20 protein-coding genes are annotated in these 22,147 nt (G+C 65.6%); 12 read left to right on the top strand and 8 right to left on the bottom strand.

Annotated elements, in window-relative coordinates; translation table 11 throughout:
* Positions 1-44: 44 nt before the first annotated feature.
* Genes FG154_RS05400 through FG154_RS05385 form a run of 4 tightly spaced genes read left to right on the top strand, consistent with a single transcriptional unit; the run spans position 45 to position 5,011 of the window.
* Positions 45-1,469 carry a flagellar hook protein FlgE gene (locus FG154_RS05400; protein WP_145105025.1) on the top strand — a complete coding sequence of 475 codons (1,425 nt, stop codon included), beginning with the start codon at positions 45-47 and terminating at the stop codon, positions 1,467-1,469.
* Positions 1,470-1,481: 12 nt separating this feature from the next.
* Complete coding sequence (gene flgK, locus FG154_RS05395) at positions 1,482-2,912, top strand: flagellar hook-associated protein FlgK (RefSeq protein WP_145105023.1); 1,431 nt, start codon at positions 1,482-1,484, stop codon at positions 2,910-2,912.
* Positions 2,913-3,914, top strand: a complete 1,002-nt coding sequence (locus tag FG154_RS05390; protein ID WP_145105022.1) for a flagellin — start codon at positions 2,913-2,915, stop codon at positions 3,912-3,914.
* Positions 3,914-5,011, top strand: coding sequence for a flagellar basal body P-ring protein FlgI (locus tag FG154_RS05385; protein WP_145105020.1), 1,098 nt, complete (start codon positions 3,914-3,916; stop codon positions 5,009-5,011). Before FG154_RS05390 ends, FG154_RS05385 begins: the two co-directional genes overlap by 1 nt.
* On the opposite strand, the gene FG154_RS05380 is transcribed toward FG154_RS05385, so the two are convergent.
* Complete coding sequence (locus tag FG154_RS05380; protein ID WP_145105018.1) at positions 4,998-7,829, bottom strand: hybrid sensor histidine kinase/response regulator; 2,832 nt, start codon at positions 7,827-7,829, stop codon at positions 4,998-5,000. The genes FG154_RS05385 and FG154_RS05380 overlap by 14 nt on opposite strands.
* A gap of 133 nt (positions 7,830-7,962) precedes the next feature.
* Here FG154_RS05380 and FG154_RS05375 point away from each other — a divergent pair, with 133 nt between their 5' ends.
* Positions 7,963-8,994: a hypothetical protein gene (locus tag FG154_RS05375; protein WP_145105016.1), complete on the top strand. Its 1,032-nt coding sequence runs from the start codon at positions 7,963-7,965 to the stop codon at positions 8,992-8,994.
* Here FG154_RS05375 and fliP read toward each other — a convergent pair.
* Genes fliP through fliF form a run of 4 tightly spaced genes read right to left on the bottom strand, consistent with a single transcriptional unit; the run spans position 8,985 to position 12,145 of the window.
* A complete protein-coding gene (gene fliP / locus FG154_RS05370) occupies positions 8,985-9,695 on the bottom strand; it encodes a flagellar type III secretion system pore protein FliP (protein WP_145105013.1) in 711 nt (236 codons plus the stop codon). The genes FG154_RS05375 and fliP overlap by 10 nt on opposite strands.
* Positions 9,696-9,700: 5 nt before the next feature.
* Positions 9,701-9,967, bottom strand: coding sequence for a FliM/FliN family flagellar motor switch protein (locus FG154_RS05365; protein ID WP_145105011.1), 267 nt, complete (start codon positions 9,965-9,967; stop codon positions 9,701-9,703).
* Positions 9,960-10,553 (bottom strand): FliH/SctL family protein, encoded by a 594-nt coding sequence (locus tag FG154_RS05360; RefSeq protein ID WP_145105010.1) that lies wholly within the window; start codon positions 10,551-10,553, stop codon positions 9,960-9,962. Before FG154_RS05360 ends, FG154_RS05365 begins: the two co-directional genes overlap by 8 nt.
* Positions 10,553-12,145: a flagellar basal-body MS-ring/collar protein FliF gene (gene fliF, locus FG154_RS05355; protein WP_246100133.1), complete on the bottom strand. Its 1,593-nt coding sequence runs from the start codon at positions 12,143-12,145 to the stop codon at positions 10,553-10,555. Before fliF ends, FG154_RS05360 begins: the two co-directional genes overlap by 1 nt.
* 113 nt (positions 12,146-12,258) lie before the next feature.
* Between fliF and FG154_RS05350 the strand changes: the two genes are divergently transcribed.
* From FG154_RS05350 to FG154_RS05330, 5 genes are read left to right on the top strand one after another with little or no spacing between them, the layout of a single operon-like run.
* Positions 12,259-12,741 (top strand): flagellar basal body-associated FliL family protein, encoded by a 483-nt coding sequence (locus FG154_RS05350; RefSeq protein WP_145105005.1) that lies wholly within the window; start codon positions 12,259-12,261, stop codon positions 12,739-12,741.
* 9 nt (positions 12,742-12,750) lie between these two features.
* Positions 12,751-13,137: a hypothetical protein gene (locus tag FG154_RS05345; RefSeq protein WP_145105003.1), complete on the top strand. Its 387-nt coding sequence runs from the start codon at positions 12,751-12,753 to the stop codon at positions 13,135-13,137.
* Complete coding sequence (locus FG154_RS05340) at positions 13,134-13,694, top strand: MotE family protein (RefSeq protein WP_145105002.1); 561 nt, start codon at positions 13,134-13,136, stop codon at positions 13,692-13,694. Before FG154_RS05345 ends, FG154_RS05340 begins: the two co-directional genes overlap by 4 nt.
* 56 nt (positions 13,695-13,750) lie before the next feature.
* The gene (gene motA, locus FG154_RS05335; protein ID WP_145105000.1) at positions 13,751-14,620 is read left to right on the top strand and encodes a flagellar motor stator protein MotA; all 870 of its coding nucleotides are present in this window, start codon (positions 13,751-13,753) and stop codon (positions 14,618-14,620) included.
* Positions 14,617-16,638: a hypothetical protein gene (locus FG154_RS05330; RefSeq protein ID WP_145104998.1), complete on the top strand. Its 2,022-nt coding sequence runs from the start codon at positions 14,617-14,619 to the stop codon at positions 16,636-16,638. The genes motA and FG154_RS05330 overlap by 4 nt, the downstream gene beginning before the upstream one ends.
* A gap of 207 nt (positions 16,639-16,845) precedes the next feature.
* Here the strand turns inward: FG154_RS05330 and galU are convergent, their stop codons facing one another.
* From galU to cysQ, 3 genes are all read right to left on the bottom strand, one after another.
* Positions 16,846-17,739: a UTP--glucose-1-phosphate uridylyltransferase GalU gene (gene galU, locus FG154_RS05325; RefSeq protein ID WP_145104995.1), complete on the bottom strand. Its 894-nt coding sequence runs from the start codon at positions 17,737-17,739 to the stop codon at positions 16,846-16,848.
* Between the two features lie 251 nt (positions 17,740-17,990).
* Complete coding sequence (locus FG154_RS05320) at positions 17,991-18,788, bottom strand: 3-deoxy-manno-octulosonate cytidylyltransferase (protein WP_145104993.1); 798 nt, start codon at positions 18,786-18,788, stop codon at positions 17,991-17,993.
* An 82-nt stretch (positions 18,789-18,870) separates the two neighbouring features.
* Positions 18,871-19,665, bottom strand: a complete 795-nt coding sequence (cysQ, locus tag FG154_RS05315; protein ID WP_145104992.1) for a 3'(2'),5'-bisphosphate nucleotidase CysQ — start codon at positions 19,663-19,665, stop codon at positions 18,871-18,873.
* Positions 19,666-19,905: 240 nt separating this feature from the next.
* On the opposite strand from cysQ, the gene rimP reads away from it, so the two are divergent.
* Positions 19,906-20,520, top strand: coding sequence for a ribosome maturation factor RimP (rimP, locus tag FG154_RS05310; RefSeq protein ID WP_145104990.1), 615 nt, complete (start codon positions 19,906-19,908; stop codon positions 20,518-20,520).
* A 21-nt stretch (positions 20,521-20,541) separates the two neighbouring features.
* On the top strand, positions 20,542-22,146 hold the full coding sequence (nusA, locus tag FG154_RS05305) for a transcription termination factor NusA (protein ID WP_145104987.1): 1,605 nt from the start codon (positions 20,542-20,544) through the stop codon (positions 22,144-22,146).
* Position 22,147 lies beyond the last annotated feature (1 nt).

The raw sequence follows: 22,147 nt of genomic DNA, 5'->3' as shown, positions 1-22,147 counted from the left end.
TTCGGAAGGACAAGGCCCGAAGCAGCAGAAAGGCGCTTTCCTCCATGACCATCTCATCCTCGCTCAACGCGGGAGTGGCCGGACTTTATGCCAACGCCACCAAGCTCGCCAGCATTGCCGACAATATCGCGAACTCCGGCACCTATGGCTACAAGCGCGCCGACGCCGATTTCGAAAGCATGGTGATCACCCAGTCGGCGAATTCGGGCACCTATTCGGCGGGTGGCGTCCGGGCGAACACCCTGCGACTGGTCGAGGAGCGGGGGGCGATTGTCTCGACCTCGAATGCGATGGACATCGCCATTTCGGGCCGTGGCATGCTGCCGGTTGTGCGTGAGACATCGCTGGGCAGCACGACGGGAAATGACGCGCTGCTCATGACCCGTACGGGGTCGTTCAAGACGGATCCCAATGGCGTTCTGAAGACGGATACGGGGCTTGTGCTGCTCGGGTGGCCCGCCAACGCTGACGGGACGGTCCCCACGATGTCGCGCGACTCCATCTCCCAGCTTCAGCCGGTGGTCATCGCGGCCAATCAGACGGCAGCCGATCCGACGACGCGAATGAACCTGGGCGTCAATCTTCCTGCTGAGCGGACCAAGCTGGGCGCGTCCGCCTCTCCCCTGACGGTGGCGGTCGAATATTTTGGCAACCTGGGCACGTCCGAGACCCTGCAGGTGAGCTATTATCCGACGGTCCCGACGACTGCAGCGGACTCACCCACCAACAAGTGGACAATGGTCATCCAGGATTCGGCCAGCTCTGACCGGACGATTGGTATTTACGAGTTGCAGTTCAGTGACGCGCGGAGTGGCGGCGGCACGCTTCTCGATCTCTCGGGAGCCACGCCCCCCGGGTCTCCGGCCGTCACGCCGCGGAGCACCTTCTCTCCGGTTGCAGGGGTCACTTTCGATGTGGATCCCTACGGAACAGGCACCCCCACGGCCTCCCCTCCCTATAGCAGCACCACGGGCCAAGTGACGCTCGCCGTCGGCGGCAGCGCGGCCAACACGCTTGATCTGACGCTTGGCAGACCGGGCAGCGCCAGTGCCCTCACGCAGGTTTCGGGCGACTTCGCGCAAACCGGCATCACCAAGAATGGATCGCCCGTAGGCAACCTGACCGGCGTCGAAATCGATGCCGGAGGCTATATCAAGGCCACCTACGACACCGGATTCACGCGGGTCATCTATCAGATCCCTCTGGTGGACGTGCCGAACTACAACGGGCTGACGGCGCTCAACAACCAGACCTTCGCGATTTCGCCGGATTCGGGCTCTTTCTATCTGTGGGACGCGGGCGACGGCCCGACGGGTGACGTCGTGGGGTATGCACGCGAAGGTTCGACAACGGACGTGGCGCAGGAGTTGACGAACCTCATCCAGACCCAGCGCGCCTATTCCTCCAACGCGAAGATCATCCAGACCGTGGATGAAATGCTGCAGGAAACCACCAACCTCAAGCGCTGACGGGGCTGAGAGATGAGCATCACCACCGCCCTGTCGAGCGCGCTTTCCGGTCTCACCGTCACGTCGCGAGGGGTCGAGAATACCGCGAACAACATCGCCAACGCCCTGACCGAAGGCTTTGCGCGGCGCGAGCTCGAGGTGTCCGCCCGGGCTTACGGCGGCGAAGGGCAGGGCGTCCGGGTGGTGGGCGTCGATCGCATCATCGACATGACCTTGGTTGGCGATCGACGCCTTGCGGACGCGACGACGGGCGACCGCAACACGCGGTCTGCCTTTTACGCGACCGTTGCAAAGGTCGTGGGGGACACAGCGGAAGGCTCTCTGCTTTCCCGCATCACGGACCTCTCGGCCGCTCTCGCCTCGGCCGCCAGCCGGCCTGAGTCGACGGTTCGGCTGCAGGATGTGCTGGACAAGGCTCAGGCGCTGGCATCCGGCCTGAACGCGGCGTCCGACGCGGTGCTGACGGCACGTCGCGACGCGGATGCCTCGATTGCGGATCAGGTGGACCAACTGAACGCGGGGTTGGAGCGTGTGAGGGATCTCAACCTCCGCATCACACGCCTCCGGGTGACCGGGCGCGACAGTTCCGCGCTCGAGGATGAACGGCAGCGGGTGGTGGACAGCATGGCCACCATCGTGCCGCTGCGCGAAATCGAGCGGGAGAATGGCCAGATCGCGCTCTTCACCACGGGCGGGGCCGCCCTGCTGGACGGGCGCGTCGCGGATATCGGCTTCACGCCGACACCGGGACTGGTCTCGGCGTCTTCGTCCCTGGGCGGTCTGACCATGAATGGCAGGCCGATCGGCGTGCCGGGCGATCCGGGCCTGATGGATGGCGGCTCGCTCTCGGCGGCCTTTGCCGTGCGCGACACGCTCGCGCCGAACGAGCAGCAAAGGCTCGACATGCTGGCCCAGGACCTGATCGAGCGGTTCACGGCTGCGGACTCCAGTCTGTCCGCCGGGGACGCAGGTCTCTTCACCGACGACGGTCTTGCCTTTGACGCGGCAAATACAAGAGGGCTGGCCGGCCGCATCAGCGTGAACGGTTCGGTTGATCCAGAACAGGGAGGGGCGCTGCGATATCTGCGTGACGGTCTCCAGTCGCCAGGCGGCAGCACGGGAGACGGCACGCTCTTCAACGCCATGAGTGCGGCCCTCGATCGTCGTGTTGTCTATTCCCCGGCGGACATCGAGGGCAGTTTCAGCTTTGCAGGCCTCGCGACCGAGATCGTGTCGAGCCTGTCCTCCTCGCTGCTTTCCGCCGATCGGGAGGCGAGCTTCGCCTCGGCGAGGCGCGACGAGCTTCAGGTCCTCGTCCTGGGGGACGGTGTCGATACCGACAAGGAACTCGAGCAGCTTCTCCTGCTCGAGCGCGCCTACGCGGCCAACGCCAAGGTGGTCACGGCCTGCGATGCCCTTCTTCAATATCTGCTGGAGATGTAGATGAGCGCTGTTTCCCTGGGCGATCTCGCGCGGAACTTCATGCTCCGGCGACAGAACGTGGCCCTGAAGACCGACGCGCAGCGCCTGTCGACGGAAGTGATCACGGGCCTTGCGGCGGATACGCGCAGGAAGGTCGGTGGCGACCTCGCCGTCCTCAACCGCATGGATTCCAGTCTCGCTCTCCTCGCCGCACGCTCTTCCATAACGGCCGAGACAGCGATGACCGCCTCTGCCATGCAGACGGCGCTCGCGCAGATGGACGGAGTGGCTTCCGGGCTCTCGCTCGATCTTCTGAGCCTGACGCCTGGCGGCTCGAGCATGACGATCGATCAGCTGGGTGAACAGGCCGAAGAAGCCTTCCGAAGCGCCGTTTCGGCCCTGAACACCCAGGTCGGCGACCGCTCGATCTTTGGAGGTACCAGACCGCAAGCGGCCGCGGTGATGGACGCCGACGCTCTTCTGGGCCTGCTCGAGACCGTCGCGGCAGGTGCGACAAGCGCCGCCGATGTCCAGGCGGCAATCGGGAACTGGTTCGACAGCCCTGCCGGATATGCGACCCTCGCTTATGGCGGGGGGGATGTGCTGGCCCCGGTGACTGTCGGTTCCGGTGAGAAGGTCACGCTTGATGTGACGGCAAACGATCCCGCCCTGCGGGAGACATTGAAGGGGCTGGCCATGGCGGCAATGCTCAACCGGGGCGCCTTGGCGGGCGCGTCGGCCGACCGGGCGGAACTGGCCCAGATTGCGGGCAATGTCCTTCTCCAGGGTCAAGGCGAACGTGTGGATCTGGCCGCGCGTCTGGGCCGGACGGAAGCGAGGATCGAGCAGGCTGCCAGCGCTGCAGCCGCGGAGGCGACCGCTCTCAAGATCGCGCGCAAGGACTTGCTGGGGATCGACGAATATGAGGCGGCAAGTCTGCTGCAGGCCACCCAGTCCCAGCTGGAGACGCTCTACAGCCTTACCGCGCGCCTGAGCCGCCTGAGCCTGACGGACTATCTGTGATGCTGATCCGGCTGTTTGTCCTGCTTCTCTGCCTGACATCCTCGGCCTCCGCCGGGCAGATCCGGATCAAGGATCTGGTCCGCTTTGACGGTGTGCGCGGAAACGACCTGGTCGGCTACGGGCTGGTCGTGGGCCTCAACGGAACGGGCGACGGGCTGCGCAACTCGCCCTTCACCGAAGACATCATGTCCAACCTGCTGGAACGGCTGGGTGTCAACGTGACTGGGGAGGAGTATCGACCGAAAAACGTCGCCGCCGTTTTCGTCACCGCCACGCTGCCGCCTTTCGCGAGGGCGGGGGCGCAGATCGACGTGACGGTCTCGGCAATGGGGGATGCCAAGAGCCTTCTGGGCGGCACGCTGGTGATGACGCCTCTGAACGGCGCCGACGGGCAGATCTATGCCGTGGCGCAGGGCGCCATCATCGCGGGTGGCATCGCGGCCGAGGGGCAGGCTGCGCGCGTGGTCCGGGGTGTTCCGACCGCCGGCATGATCCCCGAAGGCGCGCGCGTCGAACGCGAGGTGGATTTCGATTTTGCGAGCCTGAACAACGTCCGGCTCGCCCTGCGGACGCCCGATTTCACCACGGCCGGTCGCATCGAGGAGCGGATCAACCGAGAGCTTGGTCGCGGTGTGGCCGCCATGCTCGACGCCGGCACGGTCTCGCTCGATCTTGCGCGGGTGCGCTCGCCCTCACCCGCCCACACGCTGGGCCGCATCGAGAACCTTGCGGTCGAGCCGCAGATGGTTGCGCGAGTCGTCGTGGATCAGCGGTCGGGGACGATCGTGATCGGCGAGGATGTGCGGATCAGCCGCGTGGCCGTGGCACAGGGCGGGCTCACGTTGCGCGTCGAAGAGCAGCCTGCCGTTGTTCAGCCGAACCCGTTCAGTCAGGGCGAAACGATTGTCGTGCCCCGCACGCGCGCATCCATCGAGGAACGGGAGGGCACAGGGCTTGCCGAGATCCCCTCGGAGACCACCCTGTCTCGCGTTGTCGCCGGCCTGAACGCTCTCGGGGTGGCCCCGAATGACATGATCGACATCCTCAAGAGCATCCATGCCGCCGGAGCACTTCATGCCGAGTTCATCGTGAAATGACCTCATCTGCCAGGAGCCGCGCCACGCACTCGAGCATGGCCTCGTCTCCGAACGGCTTGATCAGCACGTCGGCGTGCGGCCTGAACTCGAGATCGGGGATCTGGCTGTCGCCTGTTGCGAACAGGATTGGCAGGTCCGGGTGGATGGTCCGGGCCGTCCGGGCCAATTCGAGGCCGCTCATGTCAGGCAGGCCGAGATCCACGAGCAGCATGTCCGGGGCTTCCTGCCTGATCTGCATGAGGGCGGCGCCACCTGCGCCTGCCTGAGTAACGCGGTAGCCGGCCTCGGCCAGCGTCTCGGCAAGGTTCATACGGATGATGACATCGTCCTCGCACACAAGCACATGGCGCGCGGGTGCCAGCGGCGAGCTCGGAGAGCCGCCCGTCGAGAGCACTTCGCGGATCTTCCGTGCCAGGGCCTCCTGCGTGTAGGGCTTGCTGAGCAGGTGCACGCCGCTGTCAAGCCGGCCCCCGTGCACGATGGAATTCTGCGTGTAACCCGAGGTAAAGAGCACGGGAAGACCGGGCCTCAGCATCCGGGCCTTCTCTGCCAGCTGCCGGCTGTTCAGCTGCCCGGGCATGACGACATCGGTGAAGAGCAGATCGATGCGTGCGCCACTTTCGACGATCGTCAGCGCGCGATCGGCATCCCGGGCCTGCAGGACCGCATAACCCAGATCATGAAGTAGGCCCGCCGCGGTGAGACGCACCTGCTCGTCATCCTCGACCAGCAGAATCGTCTCGTCGCCACCGGTCATGGGACCGATCGCCGGAGGTCTCGCAGCATCTTCCGCATCGAGGGAGCGGGGCAGGTAGATCTTGATCGAGGTGCCGTTGCCGACCTCGCTGTAGATCTTGATATGTCCGCCCGACTGCTTGACGAATCCATAGACCATGGACATTCCCAGCCCCGTGCCGCGCCCTTCCGCCTTCGTGGTGAAAAAAGGTTCAAACACGCGCTCGATGATGTCGGGGGCCATGCCGCAGCCGGTGTCGGTCACTGCCAGCATCACATACTGGCCCGGTGCCAGATCCTGGATCCCCTTGGTGTAGGCATCGTCCAGCCAGGAGTTGCCGATTTCAATCGTGAGGTGCCCGCGGCCGTCCATGGCGTCGCGCGCATTGATCGCGAGGTTGAGGAGAGCCGTCTCGACATTCGCCGGATCCACGCAGGTGTTCCACAGCCCGCCCGCCACGACCGTCTCGACCTCAATGCCCTCGCCCACGGCGCTGCGGACGATATGGTCGGCGTCCCTCAGCAGCCGGCCTAGATTGATCACGCGGGGCGCCAGGGGCTGCCGGCGGCCAAAGGCCAGCAGCTGCGACGCCAAAGTTGCACCGCGCCCGACGGCGCTCAGGGCCTGGTCGAGGCGGGGGCGGGCCGCATGTCCTTCGTCCAGCGATCGAAGAGCCAGCTGCACGCTGCCCGTGATGGTCTGCAGCAGGTTATTGAAATCATGTGCTATTCCACCTGCGAGATTTCCGATGGCCTCCATCTTCTGGCTCTGCCGCAGCGTGTCGCTCAGTTCCTCCAGCTCGCGGTTGCGCTGCTCGACCCGTTCCTCGAGCGTGGCGTTCAGCCCGGCGATCGCTTCCTCGGCAAGCTTGCGATCCTCGATATCCGTGTTCGTGCCGACCCACCGCAGGATGTGTCCCTGGTCGTCACGGATCGGCAAGGCCCGCGAGAGGTGCCACCGATCGGCACCGTCATGTCGCCGGATGCGGACCTCCTGCTCGAAGGGAACGCCCTGCGTCAGCGAGCTCGACCAGGCTTGCAGTGCGCGCTCCCTGTCGTCGGGACGCAGGATGGACATGGGCGCCGCTCCCACCAGGTCCTCGGCCGGGAGACCGCAGTAGTCGCGCAACCGATCATTGATCCAATCGAGCCTGCCATCGGTCCTCGCCGTCCAGACGTGGTTGGGCATCGTCTGCGCCATCAGCCGGAACCGCTCGCGCGTCTCGATTACCTCGGCTTCGGCCAGCTTCTGACCGGTGACGTCATGGCCCTCGACGAAGACGCCCCGCACATCCCCATCCGGCCCCCGAAGCGGGCACATGATGAAATCGACATATCTGCGGTCAATCTCGGCGCCGTTGCGCAGCAGGACCGGCGCGGCGCGGCGGGTGAACGCCCGGCCGGTCAGGAACACTTCGTCCAGAAGTTCAAAGAACCCCTGGCCGTCGAGTTCCGGCAGCGCCTCTCGCACCGTGCGATGCACCAGGTCGCGACGCCCCACGAGTTGCAGGTACGCCTGGTTCACGATGCGAAAAACATGATCCCGGCCCTCGAGCACGACCATGAAGCTCGGCGCCTGGTCGAACGCGCTGCGGAAGAAATCGATCGCGCTTCCGAGTTCGAGGTTCTCGCGCGTCACCGCCTCGGCGCGCCGGATCATCCGCGCCTGATCCGAAGGTTGCGCGCCGACCCCGTCCTCACGATAGAGCGCCGTGATGTCGTTGGTGTTCTGCAGGATGAATTCGACCTGCCCGTCCGCATCCTTGATCGGCGTGTTCGTCGCGCTCCAGAACCGTTCCTCCTTCCGGCCGTCGGCGCTCGTAATCGGGTAGGGAATGAGCGGCAGATGGTCGGGCCGCCCCAGCTCGATCACCCTGCGAAAGGAGCCGCGGAGCATCTGGTCAGGGATGGAGTCCGGGTCGGCCGGAAAGACCTCGGTCATGCACTTGCCGATGATGTCCTCGCGCGTGCGCCCGGTTGCACGCAGGTAGGCGGTATTCGCCCAGATCATTGTCAAATCGCGCTTCAGAAGAACGTAGGGTGATGGATCTTCGGCAAAAATCTTGTCAAGTGCGACGAGCATCGGGCTCTCCGTGGAACTTCTCCGGTTCGGAGACTGGCGCAGGATGCCGATGTTCCCCGGCAGGGTAAAGACCACTTGTGTGGCAATGGGACGCACCCTCCCTTCGCTCCCGCAGCGGTGGTATGCTGGCACGATGAAGCGGCCCCAGTGCGATCCCGATGAGACCTTGCCGTCCCTCTACGACCGGGCGACGGCTGACGATGACCTCTGGTTCGACCCCTGCAATCTCGACGAGGAGGAGCCGTCGCTTTGCGCGCCCCTGCCTCAGGCTGATCGCAAGGATCTGTTGCGGGCGGCGGAGTGGCGACGTGCCGAATCGGCGCTCGCCCCCGAACTCGCGCGGGCTGCCCAGCGGTTCGGAGCCCTGGATGAGCGGCTGCGGGCTTCGTCTCCGGGGGCGCGCGAACGCCTGGCGGTTCTCGAGGCTTCGGAGATCAGCTGGTGGGTCGGTGATCGTGTGACGGCAGACCGACTTTCGCTCTGGATGGCGCTCCGGTTGGGAGCGGCGCACGAAGACAGCCTTGCCCTGTCGCGTGCCGCATGGGCTGCCCGCCGTCTGGTTTCCGGCCCCGGTCCCGAAACCGGCCTCGCTGCCTTTGTCGGGCGACCCGAGGAAGCGGACTGGCTCATGGACTGGCGTGATGTGGAGGGGGCTTCGCTCGGGCTCCATCCCATCACGCGGGCCGCCATGGGATTTCACGGCTGGACGCTGATTTCCGGCGGAGCCGAAAGCCGGCGCATGGAAGCGGCCGTGGTCGCGGCCCGCGCGGCGGCCGTGGAAGGCCGGTCGCAGGCCTTTCTGCCCCTCGCTTCCGGAGGAGCCACGGCCCTTCGGCCAGGAGGCACGCCGGAAGAGCGCCTCGCGCGCTGGTACGCCGGAGCGAATCAGGCAACCTGGTCGCTCCTGCGGCTGCTGGACCGGCTGGACGACTGGCGCACGAGCGCGCTTGCCCGCATCTCCGGCCTGTCCGGCAGGACACCACCCCGACTGATCGAGGCGCTCTGCCGTTGGCCACTGCTCTCCGCCCCGGTCGCGGAGGCCGAAACCGGCTCGTCCCGCGCGTCCGTCCAGCGCAACCTCGAGCGTCTGACCGATCTTGGCCTGATCCGCGAGGCCACCGGGCAGGAGCGCTTTCGGCTCTGGACGGCGGAGTTTCAGAAGTAGCTTCGCACAAGAGCGCCGGAGATCAGGCTCCAGCCGTCACCAACGACGAAGAAGGCCAGTTTGAAGGGCATGGAGACGACAGCGGGTGGCACCATCATCATCCCCATGGACATGAGGACGGCAGCCACGACCAGGTCGATGATCAGAAACGGCAGATAGATCAGGAAGCCGATCTCGAAGGCGCGCTGGATCTCCGAGAGCAGGAACGACGGGACGAGCACCGAGAACGGCGCATCGATTGGCGGCGAGATCTCGCCCGGCCTCAGCGCCTGAAGCGTCGAGAACGTCTCGAGGTCGAGACGCGCGGCCATGAAGCCCCGAAACGGGGCGCTGGCCAGGACGAGCGCCTGCTGAATGTCGATCTCGTTTCGGGTGAGCGGCTCGATGCCCCGGGTCCAGGCCTCGGTGAAGACGGGGTCCATGATGTACCAGGTCAGAAAGAGCGCGAGACTGACAATGAGCATGTTGGGCGGCGCCTGCTGCAGCCCGATCGCCTGCCGCAGAATCGAGAGCACCGTCACGATGAAGGGAAAGCAGGTGATCATCATCCCCAGGGCAGGCACGAGGCTGAGGAGTGTGATGAGCACGATGAGCTGGATGCTGCGCGTGGTGAGAGAGCTTCCGTCACCGAAATCCACCGAGAGGGACTGCCCCGCCGCCGGTGCAGCCGTGGCGGCTAGCAGCAGCAGGGGCATGAACATGCGCGTCACAGTCCGCCCCGAAGGTTGGCGACCTCGGTAAGCCGAACCGCGAGCTGCCCTGCCTGATCGCCCTCGAGTTCGGTCAGCTCGCCCCGCCCGATCAGCCGGTCGCCGACATAAAGGTCAACGGGATCATCCACGCGCCGATCGAGCGCCAGGACCGCGTCTCGCTGCAGCTTCAGCAACTCGCGCACGGGGGGGCGCGCTCGGCCGACCGAGATGGTGATCTCGATCGGGACCTGGCTGAAGGGATTCTGGTCGGCCTCATCCATGACGGATCTCCTTTTCGTCGAGATCGAAGAAGCTGCGCACCGCGCCCGCGATCTCATTCACCGCACGGTCCAAGTCCACACGTGTCTCCGCCTCCCCCAGACGCAGCGACACCTGCCCGTCTCCCAGGCTTGGCTCGTCCACAAGGGACAGCGGGAGTCCCGTCGCCTGGCCGAGCAGCGCCTCGATCTCGGGGCGCACCGAGGGATTGACCAGGAGGGTGACGGGCGTCTCCGCCATCTGCTCGGCCAAGGGCATCAATGTCTCGAGCACCACCGGAGCCAGCGTTTCCCGCGCCATCTCGGGCAAAATGCGGCCAACGAGCGCCTCCATCAGGGGCTCCAGGGCGCGCAGAACATGCATTCGCGCTTCGTGGAACGTGAAGCCCAGAGCCTGCATGTTCCTTGAGAGCTCGCTCTGCAGGCGCGCCTGATCCGCCGCCTGCGCCTTGACCGCGTCCTCCCAGCCGGCGCTGTAACCCTCTTCGTAGGAGGCAAGGCGGCCGTTCTCGATGGCCGTTGTGTCCGTCACGACAAGATCCGATGCCTCTTCAGCCTCGACCTCGAATGTCTCGAGCCGGATCGCCATCACGGAGCCTCACGCTGCGGTTCCATCCAGCCGCGCAGGATTTCAACCGACTCGGCCTGCCGTTCCTCGATCAGTCGGCGCAGGCGCGCGACGGGATCGGGTTCATCGTCGAAATCGAGCGGAGCCGAGGCCACCATCGGGAAATCGGGCAGATCGGTGCTGTCGTCGATTTCCCCCGTCAGTGCCTCGTTGCTGCCGCCGTAGCCGGGCAGGGCGAGCGGGGGTGCTCCCGACGACAGGGCCTGCTCGCGCCGCGCTGTCAACACCGGTCGCACGACGAAGAGGCCCAGAACCAGCGCCACGAGCGCCAGCACCGCCATCTGGATCAGGCTCATCAGGTCGAAGCTACCCAGGCGACCCAGCACTCCAGCCTCAGCCAGTGTCCCGAGTTCCGGCGGAGCCTCGAAGATCAGCGACCGCAGGGTCAGATTGTCGCCGCGCGAATCGTCCAGCCCGACGGCCGCACCGACCAGTTCGCGAAGCACGGCCAGTTCCTCTTCGGGCCGAGGTTGCCAGGTCAGCTGTCCATCCTCTCCGGCAGTCCTGATGCCATCGACCAGCACGGCGACCGTGAGGCGCCGGACCGTGCCAGGCTGGCGCAGAAGCTCGCGCTGCGTCTGCGATACCTCGTAGTTGGTTGTCTCGCGCGTCTCGCTCGAGTTCGACTTGCCGGCAGAGCCACCCGCGGCATCGCCTTCCGGCAGGTTCGAGGCCACCGTCACATCGGGCGCGGGCTGTGTGGAGGAACTGGTTTTTTCCTGCGACTCCGATGAGATGGGCACGCGCCCCTTCGGATCGAAGGTCTTCTCCACGATCGTCTCGCTCGCGGTCTCGACATCCACGCTGACTTCGACGACCGCACGGCCCGGACCCACCCGCGCCTCGAGCAGGCGCTCCACGTTGCGGCGCAGTTCTGCTGCGCGGGTGCCGGCTGCGCCCGCGATGCCGTCTCCGGTGTCACCCGCACGGATAAGGCCGCCAACCGTGTCGATAACCGAGACATCCTCAGGCTGCATTCCCGCCACGGCGGAGGCGATCAGGTGCTTGAAGGCCCGCGCCTGTTCCATGGTGAGGGTGCCGCCCGATGTCGTCACCGTGACGCTGGCCGTGGGCCTGCGCTCGCGCTGAAACAGCTGCGCGGCCGCTTGCGCGATATGCACACGCGCCGCCTTGACCTGCGGACTGGCGAGGATCGTCCGGGCAAGCTCTCCTTCCTTCGCGCGCAGATAGGCGGCGTCGAACATCTGCGACGTCGTGCCGAAGCCGGACAAGCCGTCGAGCAGCTCATATCCCGCCGTGCCCGTGGCAGGCAGCCCCTCACCCGCCAGCTTCATTCGCAGCTCGTCCCGCCGGCTCGCATCGACATGGATCGAATCGCCCTGCACTTCATATGCCACGCCCTGCGCTTCAAGAGCCGCGACGACCTCGCCCGCGGCCGCGTCCTGCAGGCCCGCATAGAGAAGGGCCATGTTCGGCTTGTTCGCGAACTGCGACAGGCCGAAGATGGCAAGGAACATGGCCAGCGTCGCCCCGACGACGATGGCGCGGCGGCGCCCGTCAAGATCGTTCCAGATGGAAATCAGATTCTGCACTTCGGTCTCCGACTTGGGGCTTCTGCCTCGCCGGACAATCAATGACGGATGTGGCTTAACAATCGGTTAGGAGGATCTCGCCTATAGATCGACTGCGAGGGAAGGAGTCGATCATGGCGGATGCGGCGGCGGATCAAGTCGAAACTGGAAAGAAGCGGTCACTGATGCCGTTGATCGGCGGCGTTGTCCTGGCCCTGGCGCTGGGCGGTGGGGGATTCTACGCGACCTGGTCGGGCCTGATCCTGTCCAAAGGGCACGGCGGTCCCACGGTGGAGGCGGGGCCGGTTCCGCTGCCCGATATTGCCTTTGTGCCCATCGATCCGATCGTCATCAGCCTGGGCCGCGACTCGACGCTCTCCCATCTGCGATTCACCGCGCAACTCGAGGTTGCGAAGGCAAATGCGGCCGATGTTGCGCTCCTCATGCCGCGGATCATCGATGTCATCAACGGCTACCTGCGGGCTGTGGCCGTCTCGCGCCTGGAAAATCCCGGCGCTCTGGTCGAGCTGCGCGCGCAGATGCTGCGCCGCATCCAGATGGTCACCGGAGAAGGCCGCGTGCGTGACCTGCTGGTGACCGAATTCGTGCTGAACTAGGAGGCGAGAATGGATTTCATTGCGGACATCCTGATGGCCGGCGGTGCATTCGGCGCCGCCCTTTACTGCTATGTGCTGTCTCAGCGGCTCAAGCGGTTTGCGACGCTCGAGGGGGGAATGGGCGGTGCGATCGCCGTGCTGTCCTCTCAGGTGGACGAGATGACCCGCGCGCTGGAGAAGGCGCGCGGTGCGGCCATGGTCTCGGCCAGTTCCCTCGAATCGCTGACGGAGCGGGCCGAGGCGGTTGCGGCCCGACTCGAGCTCTTGCTGGCCTCGATGCACGACCTGCCCGACACGGGTGGGGATCCGCGGGCCGAGCAGGAGGCTGAGGCCGAGCGACGTCTCCGCTTCGTGCGCCGCCGATCCCACCGCGATGAAGCCGAGGCGCGCGCATGACCTCCCGTCGCTTTCGCGCGCGCGGGGCCCTCGTGCTGCTCGCGTTGCTGCTCGCGTCCTCAGCCGCGATGCGCCTGGGCTCGGGGATTGGTGCCGCGATGGCGCGGGTCCCGGAGAAATCGGTGTCCGATGCGCCTCTCAACTGCCCGGAGCCGCCTCTCGCCCTTGCCGAGGCATTGCGCGAACGCGCATCGGAGGTTCGGGCGCAGGAGCGGGCGATGGAGGACCGCAGGGCCGCACTCGACGAGGCGGAAGTGCTTGTACGAGAGCGGCTTGCCGAACTGGCAGCAGCCGAGGCTTCCCTGAGCGAGACCATCGCGCGCGCCGACGGGGCTGCTGAGAATGATGTGGCCCGCCTCACCAGCGTCTACGAATCCATGAAGCCGAAGGAGGCTGCGGCTCTGTTCGAAGCCATGGCTCCGGAATTTGCGGCGGGCTTCATGGGCCGCATGCAGCCCGAGGCGGCCGCGGCCGTCATGTCCGGCATGTCGCCGGAGGCGGCTTACAGTGTCAGCGTCCTGCTCGCGGGGCGGAATGCGCTCGCGCCCACCGAGTGAGGCTTTCTTAACGTCGCCCTGCGAAGGTCGGCCGCACCACAAGCAGGAGGTTGGTCATGTTCGGGATCGTCGGCGTCATCGTGCTGTTCGTGATGGTGTTCGGCGGCTACATGATGGCCGGCGGAAAGATCGGCATCATCCTGAAGGCGTTGCCGTTCGAGATGATCATGATCGGCGGCGCCGCGGTTGGCTCCTTCCTGCTCTCCAACGACCTTTCTGCGGTCAAGCAGACACTCAAGGACGTCGGAAAGGTATTCAAGGGGCCGCGCTGGAAACCGACGGACTATCGGGACCTGCTGTGCCTGCTGTTCGAGCTTGTGCGGATTGCCAAGGCCAATCCTGTCGGCCTTGAGGAGCATATCGAGAACCCGGAGGCGTCCCCGGTCTTCTCGCGCTATCCGAAGATCCAGCACGATCACGACGCGATAGAGCTGATATGCGATACGCTCCGCGCGGCCTCGATGAATTACGATGATCCGCATCAGGTCGAAGAGGTGCTCGACAAACGGGTCGAGAAGGCGCAGCACCACGCCCTTCACTCCAGCCATGCTCTGCAATCCATGGCGGATGCACTGCCGGCCCTCGGGATTGTCGCCGCCGTTCTGGGGGTGATCAAGACCATGAGTTCCATCGATCAGCCGCCGGAGGTTCTGGGAAAGATGATCGGCGGTGCCTTGGTGGGAACATTCCTCGGCGTATTCCTGGCCTATGGCCTCGTCGGTCCGTTCGCGACCCGGGTGCGGGCCGTGATCGAGGAGGATGGCCATTTCTACAATCTGATCCGCGAGGTGCTGATTGCGAATCTCCACAATCACCCCGCGAACATGTGCATCGAAGTCGGGCGGCAGAACACGCCGCATCATGTCCGGCCCAGTTTCACGGATCTCGAGGAAGCGATCCGCGCCCTGAAACAGGAGGCGGCATGACAAGGATCGGCATGGGCTCCGTTCTCGCCCTCCTGGCCGCAAGCTCTGTCGCAGGTGCAGAGCCGGTGACGGTCCGTACGGGAGAGCATCCGGGTTTCACCAGACTTGTTGTGGAGGATCCTAGCATCCGGTCCTGGCAACTCGGCCGGTCGAGCGAGGGCTACGCCCTCCGCCTGTCACCGGGAAATCGCACGTTCGCCTTGTCGAGCGCCTTCCGCGTGATCACGCGCCAGCGCCTCGGGTCGCTGGAGCCGGCTCCGAATGGCGACCTCAGGATTGGCCTTTCCTGCGCCTGTCACATCAAGCCCACCGAGATTCGGCCCGGCGTGATCGTCCTTGATATTCATGATGGGGCAGCCCTTGCGGGGGCTGCCCATGAGCGGCCCCTGCCGCAGCCCGGCATGTCCGAGACCAGGCCGCGTTCGCGTCCCGTTTCCTCTCCGCCTCCCTACGATTGGCGGACAGCCGACAGGCGGCCGTTCGAAGCTGCGCCCGCGCTGCCCTTGGAGCAACCGTTCCTAGCGGCCATGCGTCAATCGCTGGTCGAGCAACTCAGCCGCGGCGCGGCCGCCGGAGCTGTCGATTTCGTCGAGAAGCCGCCGCCGGCGGAAAGTGCCGCACCTGCGACCGATGCTGAAGCGAATGTTCGGATCCTGCCGGAGCCAGGGTATGGAATCTCGGCGCTCGAGCACGATCCAGCAAAGCTCACCGCCACGGGCGCCGAATGTCCGGGCGATGAGAGGATGGATGTTGCTTCCTGGCTGGACGATCGGCCTGTTGCCGAGCAAATGAGTGCGGCGCTTACGGGCCTGGCCGGTGAATTCGACCAGCCTCAGCCGGAGGCCATTGCGGCCGCTGTCCGCTTCTACCTCGGTCTCGGCTTCGGAGCAGAGGCCCGGCTCCTGCTTGAGACCTTCACGTTCAAAAGCGCCGATCGCAAGATATGGGAGACGATGGCGCGTGTTCTCGACGGAGAAAGACAGCCGGGGGGGCCCCTTTCCTCGATGGCGACCTGCGATACGGCCGCCGCGCTCTGGTCGGTGCTCGCCGATCCGCCCACGAGCCGCCGGGCTGCCAATGCTCCCGCCGTATTGCGCGCCTTCTCCTCGCTGCCGCGACACCTGCGCCAGACGCTCGGCCCCGGGTTGGCCGAGACATTCATGAACCAGGGCGATCTCGCAAATGCCGAAGAAATCCGGCAGATCATGATGCGCGGCAACAAGGACCCAAGCGCGGGCGTGACCCTGACGGGTGCACGCCTCATGATGGTCGCAGGGGAACCTCTCCCCCTCGCTGACCTTGAGCGCGTAAAGGCAGAGCCGGGTTCCATGGGCGGTGAGGCACTCGCGCTGCTGATCGAACAGAAGGCCGCTGATGGGGAGGCGCCGAGTGCAGACGACGTGCTGCAATTGGCGGCCATGCATCATGAAGCTCGAGGTACCAGACTGGAGGCGGTGCTGGGCCGAGCTTACCGACTTGCCCTTGCTTTGAGCGGTGACTTCGATCAGGCCTTTGCGCGTCACGACCTTGCCCCTGAAACGGACGAGGACATCTGGCGTCTCCTCGCTGCGTTCGGTCCCGACAGCAGCCTGCTCGAACATGCCGTTGTGGCGGACTCCGATGGGCTGCCAACGTTGCCTCAGGCCACGCGCCAGGGCTTGGCGGACCGGCTGCGCCGTCTCGGCCTGGAGGCATCAGCCGACCGATGGTGGAGAGGGGGTGATGTGTCCCCGAATGGCCTTGCCATCATGCCCGTGGAACTGCCGCTTCAATCGGAGACGCAAGAGACTGACCACGCCATCCCGCCAGTTACCGCTCCTGGCCCCCGAGCTGCAGATCGTCCGAATGATGAGGTGACGCGAGAGACAGACGATGCTGCGCCTCAGGCGGCCTCTGCAGGCAAGGTGGTCGAGGCGCTGGAGAAGACCGCTGTTTCTCTCCATGACGGTCGGAACGTCCTCGAAGAGAGCGTTCGTACGCGGCAAAAGATTGAAAACCTGCTGCGCCCGCTCCGGTGAGTTCCTGGCCCTCGCCGCCGCGCGCCGCCGATGACATCGTCGGCGTGTCTGGTCCAGATGACGTGCGCAGCAGGTCAAGCTTCGGCTTGTCCCGCCGCGAGAATGGGAGACAGACTGCCTCCATCCGGCCGATGCCGTCAGCGGCTCGAGATCCCGCACGCGAGCGAAGTCGCGTTCGGGTCACGAAGCCGCCGGCCCGGGCCCCGGTTACTGGGCGGCCCTCTCGAGAGCCATCATGTCGTTCAGGTATCCCGAGAACTCTTCGCGCAACTCGGGCCGGGCGAGACCGAAGGCCACGGTCGCCTGCAGGAAGCCCGCCTTCGAGCCGCAATCGTACCGCTGGCCGCGGAACCGGAAGCCATACACCTTGCCCGAACCCTCGATCTCCTCGGCGATCGCGTCTGTCAGCTGGATCTCGCCGCCGGCACCTTCCTTCTTGCGGTTCAGGTTGTTCAACACCTTGGGCGTCAGGATGTAGCGCCCGATCACCGCGAGGTTCGAAGGCGGATTTTCCTTCGGTTTTTCAACCATCCCATTGACCTTGACGATCGAGCCCATGTCCTCCTCGACCGAAAGCACGCCGTAGGCCGACGCCTTCTCTGGCGGCACCTCCATCGCGGCCACCATGTTGCCGCCGGTCTGCTCGTAAGCCTCGACCATTTGCTGGAGGCACGGCTTTTCCGCCGCAATCACGTCGTCGGGCAGCATCACGGCGAACGGCTCGTCTCCGATCAGCCGCCGGGCGCACCAGACGGCGTGCCCGAGGCCCAACGCCTTGTGCTGACGGACGTAGGCGATGGCGCCGCTTTCCATGTTGGTGCTTTCCAGCACCTCGAGCAGATGCTCCTTGCCCGGCTTCTTCAGCGCCGCCTCGAGTTCCGGGGCATTGTCGAAATAATCCTCGAGCGCGCTCTTGCCGCGCGAGGTGACGAAAATGAATTCCTTGATGCCGGCCGCCCGCGCCTCGTCGATCGCATACTGGATCAGGGGGCGGTCAACCAGCGTCATGATCTCTTTCGGGATCGACTTGGTCGCCGGCAGAAAGCGCGTTCCAAGCCCGGCGACCGGGAAAACGGCTTTGGTAACCTTTTTTGTTGTCATAGCTCTCACTCTGCTTCGCCTGCCCTGATCCGCAGGCACCGTGCAACTTACACGGAGTTGGAACCCACCGCACCTTATTGCGGCGATATGTCGGCAATTTGGCGCCGGTAGGGAAAGTTCCCTCCTGTGGATAAGATTCTACAGAATATCCACCGGTCGCACATCCAAAAGTCGCAGGTGCGCAGCCTTGTTGCAGGCGGCAAGCCGACCGGCCGAAAGGCGTAAATCTGCCGTCGCAATCAGGCGCGGCTTCATCCCGCCTGCATCTCGGAAAGCATGGCCTCGATTCGGGCCACGTCCTCGGGATTGTTCAACTCCCAGAACTGCCGGCCGCGGGCCTCGACCTCGACGCAAAGCACCCGGCGGCCGTTCTCGACGAAACGGAGCTGCTCCAGCCCCTCCAGCTCTTCGAGTGGGCCCGTGGGCCAGTCGGGATAGAGCGCCAGCGCCGAAGGGCGGTAGGCATAGACGCCCACATGATGGAAGACCGGCGTCGCCTCGGCGTCGGCATAGGGGCGGCCGGTGTAGGGGATCACTTCCTTGGAGAAGTAGAGCGCGTGGCGCGTCACCCCGAAGACGGCTGTCGTGCCGCCCACGCGGCCGGCGCGGCGGTCGGCGAGAAAGCTGTTCAGCGCCCGCCCGTCGCAGCGCAGGACGGGTGTGGCCACCTCGGCCGAGGGATCGGCGCGCAACCCTTCGATCAGATCCTCGATGAACCAGGGCGGGGTCAGCGGCGCATCGCCCTGCAGGTTCACCACGATCTCGGAGCCGGGCAGCGCCGCGGCCACCTCGGCACACCGTTCGGTGCCGTTCCGGCAATCCGAAGAGGTCATCACCACTTCGGCGCCAAAGCCCTCGGCCGCGTCCAGGATTCGCGCATCGTCGGTGGCCACGACCACGCGCGCGATGCCGCGGACGGCCATCGCGGCCTCCCAGCTGCGCTGGATGAGGATCTTTTCGGTGCCGTCCGGGTCGCGCAGGGCGACGAGCGGCTTGCCGGGATAGCGGGTCGAGGCGTAGCGGGCGGGGATCACGATCAGGACGGACATGGCACCTTCCGGGGCTGGAACGGCGGGCGCCGTGCCCGCCGCAATCTCGATGGAGCCGGGCCGGAGGGGGCCCGGTGGCGCATCAGCCGTGCAGGGTCACGCCCGGCGCGTAGGCGATGAAGAAGGGATTGTCCCAGCCCTCCTTGCCGTAGCCGAGCGGTTGATGGTCGTCGAACCGCACCACCGCACCCCCGGCGCCGCGCAGGACCGCATCGCCGGCGGCCGTGTCCCACTCCATCGTCCGGCCGAGGCGGGGGTAGAGATCGGCCTCGCCGGTTGCCACGAGGCAGAACTTCAGGCTCGATCCCGCGCTCGTCATGTCCTTGACGGCATATCGGGCGATGTAGTCGTCGGTCGCCTGGTCGCGGTGCGACTTCGAGGCCACGACCATGAGCGCGCCGTTGTCCGGCCTGGAGACCGAGAGGCGGCGGAGGTTGCCGGGCTTCATCTTGTCGAGGGCGCCGGTCTCCTCCACGGCCGTGCCATCGGCCTGGGTGTAGAACAGCCGCCCCTTGGCCGGAGCATAGACGACCCCGCGGACCGGCACGCCCTCCTCGACATAGGCGATGTTCACGGTGAAGTCGCCCCGGCGCTGGACGAACTCCTTGGTTCCGTCGAGCGGGTCCACGATCAGGAAGGTCCGCGCGCTCAGCCGGTGCGACTCGGCCTGTTCCTCGGTGATGAGGGGCAGGTCCGGGTAGGCCGCCCGCAGCCCGGCCGAGATCAGCCGGTCGGCCGCCTCGTCGGCCTCGGTCACGGGGCTGGCGTCGGACTTGGCCTTCACCTCGAAGTCCGGGCTGTTGTAAACCTCCATGATCCGGTCACCCGCTTCCAGCGCGAGACGGCGGATGAGGGCAACGAGTTCTTCGTGGTTCATGGAGACCTCTGGAAATGTGGATCGGCAGGGATTGCGACCTTATCCCCGCTCGGCCGACAAACGGCAAGGTTTCCATACCGGGCGAGGATCGTGCGGGGCGCCGCCTGTCAATCGGCGCTTGCGTCGAACGGGGTTTGGCCCTATACGCGCCTTCATAGCGGCGCCTCGGCCTCCAAACCCGACGGCTCCACCGATGATCGCAACGGGCCGCTCGGCCCGTTTTTTCGTTTTGGGGTTCCCATGTCCGACCTCGTCGCCAAGACCGCCATTGACCGCCGCCTCGCCGACATCGTGACGCCGGTGATCGAGGGCATGGGATTCGAGCTCGTCCGCCTCCGGCTGATGAGCGGCAAGACCCGCACGCTGCAGATCATGGCCGACCGGCCGGATGGCGGCATCGTCGTGGACGAATGCGCCGAGATCTCGACCGCCGTTTCGGCCGTGCTCGATGTCGAGGACCCGATCGAGGACAATTATACGCTCGAGGTCTCCAGCCCCGGCATCGACCGCCCGCTGACCCGGCTCAAGGATTTCGACGCCTGGGCGGGCTACGAGGCGCGGATCGAGACGGCCGAGCTGATCGACGGCCGCCGCCGCTTCAAGGGCGAGCTGGCCGGCACCGAGGGCGATGAGGTTCTCATCACCATCGAGGACGGCAAGGACGGCTTCGTGACCATCGGGCTGAAGTTCGACTGGCTGTCGGATGCCAAGCTGATCCTCACCGACGAGCTGATCGCCGAGATGCTGCGCCAGAAGAAGGCCGGCGGCACGTTCGACGAGAGCCAGTTCGACGAGATTCAGGAAACCGAAGGCGAGGAGGCCGACGAGGCCGAGACGCCCATCACCCGCCACTGACCGCCAACCCGGAGCACGCCCATGGCAATCACCTCTGCCAACCAGCTTGAACTGCTGCAAACCGCCGAGGCGGTCGCGCGGGAGAAGATGATCGACCCCGATCTGGTGATCCAGGCGATGGAGGAAAGCCTCGCGCGGGCCGCCAAGTCGCGCTACGGCTCGGACCTCGACATCCGGGTGAAGATCGACCGCAAGACGGGTCGCGCCACCTTCGCGCGCATCCGCACCGTGGTCGAGGATGAGGCGGTCGAGAATCACCACGCCCAGATCACGGTGAAACAGGCGAAGAGCTACAAGTCCGATCCCCAGATCGGCGACGAGATCATCGACGAGGTGCCTCCGGTGGACCTCGGCCGGATCGCCGCCCAATCGGCCAAGCAGGTGATCCTGCAGAAGGTCCGCGAGGCCGAGCGCGACCGGCAATTCGACGAGTTCAAGGACCGCAAGGGCACGATCATCAACGGCGTGGTCAAGCGCGAGGAATACGGCAACATCATCGTGGACATCGGCCGCGGCGAGGGCATCCTGCGCCGCAACGAGAAGATCGGCCGCGAAAGCTATCGCCCGAACGACCGCATCCGCGCCTACATCAAGGACGTACGCCGCGAGGCCCGTGGCCCGCAGGTCTTCCTGTCGCGGACCGACCCGCAGTTCATGGCCGAGCTCTTCAAGATGGAAGTGCCGGAAATCTACGACGGCATCATCGAGATCAAGGCCGTGGCCCGCGATCCGGGTTCGCGCGCGAAGATCGCCGTCATTTCCTACGACAATTCGATCGACCCGGTGGGCGCCTGTGTCGGCATGCGCGGCAGCCGCGTTCAGGCCGTCGTGAACGAGCTTCAGGGCGAGAAGATCGACATCATCCCGTGGAATCAGGACCAGGCCACGTTCCTCGTGAACGCGCTGCAACCGGCCGAAGTGTCCAAGGTCGTGATCGACGAGGAAGCCGGCAAGATCGAGGTGGTGGTGCCCGACGAGCAGCTCTCGCTCGCCATCGGCCGCCGCGGCCAGAACGTCCGGCTCGCCAGCCAGCTGACGGCGCTCGACATCGACATCATGACCGAGGCCGACGAATCGGCCCGTCGCCAGGCCGAATTTGCCGAGCGGACGAATCTCTTCATGGAGACCCTTGATATCGACGAGATGATGGCCCAACTTCTGGTGTCCGAAGGGTTCACGAACCTTGAGGAAGTCGCCTACGTCGATCCTGAGGAACTCCTTTCGATCGATGGATTCGACGAGGATACGGCCGCCGAACTTCAGGCCCGTGCCCGCGACCATCTGGAAGAAGCCAACCGCAAGGCGCTCGAATCCGCCCGCGCCCTCGGGCTCGAGGATTCTCTGGCCAATTTCGAGGGGCTGACGCCGCAGATGCTCGAGGCGCTGGCCAAGGACGGCATCAAGACGCTGGAAGATTTCGCCACCTGCGCCGACTGGGAACTGGCCGGCGGCTGGACCACGGTGAACGGCCAGCGGGTGAAGGACGAAGGTGTCCTCGAGAAGTTCGACGTGAGCCTCGAGGAAGCGCAACATCTGGTGATGACCGCGCGCGTCATGCTCGGCTGGGTCGATCCGACCGAGCTTGAGACGGCCGAAGAGGAAGAAGAGACGGAGGGCGAGGCCTGAG

Origin of the sequence: Cereibacter sediminicola (assembly GCF_007668225.1) — a bacterium.
Taxonomy (GTDB): domain Bacteria; phylum Pseudomonadota; class Alphaproteobacteria; order Rhodobacterales; family Rhodobacteraceae; genus Cereibacter_A; species Cereibacter_A azotoformans.
The sequence above is the reverse complement of the archived record's forward strand: the minus strand, read 5'-3'. Positions and strand labels throughout refer to the sequence as shown.

What these genes read in the sequence shown, in the direction of transcription:
- FG154_RS05400 (WP_145105025.1), top strand. Translation starts at nt 45, where the DNA reads ATGACCATCTCATCCTCGCTCAACGCGGGAGTGGCCGGACTTTATGCC.
- flgK (WP_145105023.1), top strand. Translation starts at nt 1,482, where the DNA reads ATGAGCATCACCACCGCCCTGTCGAGCGCGCTTTCCGGTCTCACCGTC.
- FG154_RS05390 (WP_145105022.1), top strand. Translation starts at nt 2,913, where the DNA reads ATGAGCGCTGTTTCCCTGGGCGATCTCGCGCGGAACTTCATGCTCCGG.
- FG154_RS05385 (WP_145105020.1), top strand. Translation starts at nt 3,914, where the DNA reads ATGCTGATCCGGCTGTTTGTCCTGCTTCTCTGCCTGACATCCTCGGCC.
- FG154_RS05380 (WP_145105018.1), bottom strand. Translation starts at nt 7,829, where the DNA reads ATGCTCGTCGCACTTGACAAGATTTTTGCCGAAGATCCATCACCCTAC.
- FG154_RS05375 (WP_145105016.1), top strand. Translation starts at nt 7,963, where the DNA reads ATGAAGCGGCCCCAGTGCGATCCCGATGAGACCTTGCCGTCCCTCTAC.
- fliP (WP_145105013.1), bottom strand. Translation starts at nt 9,695, where the DNA reads ATGTTCATGCCCCTGCTGCTGCTAGCCGCCACGGCTGCACCGGCGGCG.
- FG154_RS05365 (WP_145105011.1), bottom strand. Translation starts at nt 9,967, where the DNA reads ATGGATGAGGCCGACCAGAATCCCTTCAGCCAGGTCCCGATCGAGATC.
- FG154_RS05360 (WP_145105010.1), bottom strand. Translation starts at nt 10,553, where the DNA reads ATGGCGATCCGGCTCGAGACATTCGAGGTCGAGGCTGAAGAGGCATCG.
- FG154_RS05350 (WP_145105005.1), top strand. Translation starts at nt 12,259, where the DNA reads ATGGCGGATGCGGCGGCGGATCAAGTCGAAACTGGAAAGAAGCGGTCA.
- FG154_RS05345 (WP_145105003.1), top strand. Translation starts at nt 12,751, where the DNA reads ATGGATTTCATTGCGGACATCCTGATGGCCGGCGGTGCATTCGGCGCC.
- FG154_RS05340 (WP_145105002.1), top strand. Translation starts at nt 13,134, where the DNA reads ATGACCTCCCGTCGCTTTCGCGCGCGCGGGGCCCTCGTGCTGCTCGCG.
- motA (WP_145105000.1), top strand. Translation starts at nt 13,751, where the DNA reads ATGTTCGGGATCGTCGGCGTCATCGTGCTGTTCGTGATGGTGTTCGGC.
- FG154_RS05330 (WP_145104998.1), top strand. Translation starts at nt 14,617, where the DNA reads ATGACAAGGATCGGCATGGGCTCCGTTCTCGCCCTCCTGGCCGCAAGC.
- galU (WP_145104995.1), bottom strand. Translation starts at nt 17,739, where the DNA reads ATGACAACAAAAAAGGTTACCAAAGCCGTTTTCCCGGTCGCCGGGCTT.
- FG154_RS05320 (WP_145104993.1), bottom strand. Translation starts at nt 18,788, where the DNA reads ATGTCCGTCCTGATCGTGATCCCCGCCCGCTACGCCTCGACCCGCTAT.
- cysQ (WP_145104992.1), bottom strand. Translation starts at nt 19,665, where the DNA reads ATGAACCACGAAGAACTCGTTGCCCTCATCCGCCGTCTCGCGCTGGAA.
- rimP (WP_145104990.1), top strand. Translation starts at nt 19,906, where the DNA reads ATGTCCGACCTCGTCGCCAAGACCGCCATTGACCGCCGCCTCGCCGAC.
- nusA (WP_145104987.1), top strand. Translation starts at nt 20,542, where the DNA reads ATGGCAATCACCTCTGCCAACCAGCTTGAACTGCTGCAAACCGCCGAG.